Below are 3,096 nucleotides of genomic sequence, written 5' to 3' on the forward strand. Positions count from 1 at the left end.
GGGCGGGTGGCCAGGCTGAGAGTCGTTATCGTGGGCGCGGGCGTTGTCGGGGCCTCGATTGCGAGGGTTCTCAGCAGGTTCGAGAACCTGGACGTCGTGATAGTCGAGAAGGAGCCCGACGTCGGCTGGGGTGTGAGCAAGGCCAACACCTCCATCATACACCCATGCCACGAGGAAGACCCGGAGAAGTACCCGTTGAGGGCCAGGCTCTGCCTCGAGGGCAACAAGTTGTGGAGGGAGTGGGTCAGGGAGCTCTCCATACCGGCGAGGTGGCCCGGCGAGGTCATCGTCTACCACACCGAGGAAGAAGAGGTGGAGGTGCGCAAGTACTTGAGGTTGGCCGAGGCCAACGGTGTCCCGGGGGTTAGGCTGTTGGGGAGGGAGGAGCTGAGGGAGCTGGAGCCAAACGTCAACCCGGAGGCTGTCGGCGGGCTCTACGCCCCGACGGCCGGGCTGATATCGCCGTTCGAGGCGGTGATAGCCATAGTCGAGAACGCTGTGGAGAACGGCGTCAGGCTACTCACCGAGACCAGGGTGGAGAGGGTGGTGGTGAAGGACGGGAGAGTCGCCGGCGTCGAGACGGACCGCGGCTTTATAGCAGCCGACATAGTAGTGAACGCGGCTGGCCTCTACGCCGACAGGGTCTCCCACACCGCGGGGGTCGAGGAGTGGTTCCGTATAAGGCCGAGGAGGGGGCAGTACCTCCTCTTCGACGAGGACTACCCCCTTAAACCCCAGAGGGTCCTCCACACGGTCCCGACCCCGAAGACCAAGGGCGTCTACGCGATAACCACCGTCCACGGGAACCTGATGGTCGGGCCTACCGCCGAGGACCTACCAGAGGAGGCTAGAGAGGAGGTCTCGACCACCAGGGAGGGCGTAGAGCTGTTGCTAGACGAGGCGTCTAAGCTGCTGAGGGAGAGGCCCGACCCTAAGAGGGTGATAAGGTTCTTCGCCGGCCTCAGGCCAGAGCCGCCGGATGGTAACTGGCTGATAAAGGCATACGCGGAGCCCTGGGGGTTCGTCAACGTGGCGGGGATCAGGTCGCCGGGCCTCACAGCGGCCCCCGCCATAGCCAACTACGTCCTCGAACTGCTCGCCCGCGAGTACTCCCTAGACCTGGTCGAGAAGAGGAACTGGAGGCCTTTTAGGCAGGACATCACCAGGGTCAGAGGCCGCAGCCTCCAGGAGTTAGACGAGCTCATAAGGAAGAACCCGGACTACGGGGAGATCGTCTGCTACTGCAAATTCGTCTCGAAGGCCGAGGTGGCCGAGGCGGTGGAGAGGATGAGGAGGATAGGGGTGAAGACCGTGACGCTGGACGGCTTGAAGTTCAGGGTGTACGTGGGGTTCGGCAAATGTCAGGGCTCATTCTGCAGGACGAGGGTCGCAAAGATCGTCTCCGAGCTCACGGGCGTCGAGGTGAAGGACGTGGTCGTGAAGTACAGCAGCCTGGGCGTAGGAGACGTGAAGGCGGCGTGGAGGGGGGAGGTGTGAGGAGGGCCGAGTACGACGTCGTGGTTGTGGGGGGAGGGCCGGCGGGTATCGCCGCGGCCATTAGAGCGAGCGACCTGGGGCTTAGAACGCTGCTCGTCGAAAACAGGGAGAGACTGGGAGGCATCCCCCTCCAGTGCGTCCACACCGGGTTCGGGCTTCACTACTTCAAGGAGGACCTGACGGGCGGCGAGTTCATCGCTAGGCTCATCGACAGGCTGGAGTCTAAGGGGGTGGAGTACTGGGTCAGAACGCACGTCCTCTCGCTGAGCGTTGAGGCGGACGGCTGGAAGAGGCTGGACATGGTGACCCGGCAGGGGGTAGTCGTGGCCAGGGCGAGGGCCGTCGTGTACGCCACCGGCGCCAGGGAGAGGACTCTCTTCGAGATAGGCGTCCACGGGGGCAGGCCCGACGGGGTCTACACGGCCGGGGAGGCCCAGACCCTCATGGACGTCTACGGGGTCCTCCCGGGCAAGAGGGTCGTGATAATAGGCTCAGGCGACGTGGGGCTGATAATGGCTAGGAGGTTCGCGCTCGAGAAGGCCGAGGTGAAGGCGGTGGTCGAGGTAATGCCGTACCCGGGAGGGCTCATGAGGAACGTGGTGCAGTGCCTGAGGGACTTCAACATCCCGCTTCTGTTGAGCCACGTCGTGTTGAGGGTCGAGGGGAGGAAGAGGGTGGAGAAGGTCGTTGTCGCGAGGGTTGACGAGAACCTGAGGCCCATACCCGGCAGCGAGTTCGAGATACCCTGCGACACGGTCGTGGTCTCGGCCGGTCTCAGGCCCAACATCGACCTCTTGGAGAGGGCGGGCGTCGAGGTCGACCCCGCCACTGGGGGGCCCGCCGTGAACGAGCTGCTCGAGACCAGCATACCGGGCGTCTTCGCAGCCGGTAACTCCCTCGTCGTAAACGACCTCGTCGACTACGCCGTTGAGCAGGGGGAGCTGGCGGCCGAGGGGGCCAGAGCGTACGTGGAGTCGGGTGGGAGGCCCACGGGGAGGAGGGTGAGAGTGGTGAAGGGCAGGAACGTGAGGTTGGTCGTCCCGCAGTACCTGTCCGGCGAGAGGGACGCCCTCTTCTACGCCAGGGTGTCCTACCCCGAGCAGGACGTTGTCCTCCAGGTGCCGGAGGCGGGGCTGAGGATCCCGCAGCTCGGGGTCAGGCCGCCGGAGATGCTGAGGTTCAGGCTCAGAGCAGAGAAGCTGAAGGGGGTGCTCGGGGAAGGAGGTAAAGTCACGGTGGAGGTGGTGAAGAGGTGAGCGCGGTGGAGCTGGTGTGCGCTGTCTGCCCCGCCAGCTGTACGATGAGGGTCGTGGTCAGGGGCGGAGTGGTCGAGGTCACCGGCAACCGGTGCCCGAGGGGGGTGGAGTACGCGAGGCAGGAGATAGAGGCCCCCACGCGCTACGTCATATCCGTCGTTAGAGTTGTTGGGGGCGATCTGCCAACGGTCTCCGTCAAGACGAGGCGCCCGGTACCCAAAGACTGTATCTGGCTGGTAATGGAGAAGCTAAAGGACGTCGTCTTGACGGCGCCCGTCAACATAGGCGACGTAGTGTTGAGAGACGTCTGCGGTACTGATGTGGTGGCCACGAGGAGGGTGGC

The 3,096-nt window shown here is 64.3% G+C and carries 3 protein-coding genes; all 3 read left to right on the forward strand.

The annotated features are described in order from the left end of the window. Window positions 1–6 precede the first annotated feature (6 nt). Window positions 7–1,497 (forward strand): NAD(P)/FAD-dependent oxidoreductase, encoded by a 1,491-nt coding sequence (locus ACP5VX_RS06730; RefSeq protein WP_428725116.1) that lies wholly within the window; start codon window positions 7–9, stop codon window positions 1,495–1,497. Then, on the forward strand, window positions 1,494–2,753 hold the full coding sequence (locus ACP5VX_RS06735) for an NAD(P)/FAD-dependent oxidoreductase (protein WP_428725114.1): 1,260 nt from the start codon (window positions 1,494–1,496) through the stop codon (window positions 2,751–2,753). Before ACP5VX_RS06730 ends, ACP5VX_RS06735 begins: the two co-directional genes overlap by 4 nt. Then, a partial coding sequence (locus tag ACP5VX_RS06740; RefSeq protein ID WP_428725115.1) for a DUF1667 domain-containing protein occupies window positions 2,750–3,096 on the forward strand: 347 nt, incomplete at its 3' end. The genes ACP5VX_RS06735 and ACP5VX_RS06740, both read left to right, overlap by 4 nt.

The sequence above is a fragment of the Thermogladius sp. genome, assembly GCF_049970955.1.
Taxonomy (GTDB): domain Archaea; phylum Thermoproteota; class Thermoprotei_A; order Sulfolobales; family Desulfurococcaceae; genus Thermogladius.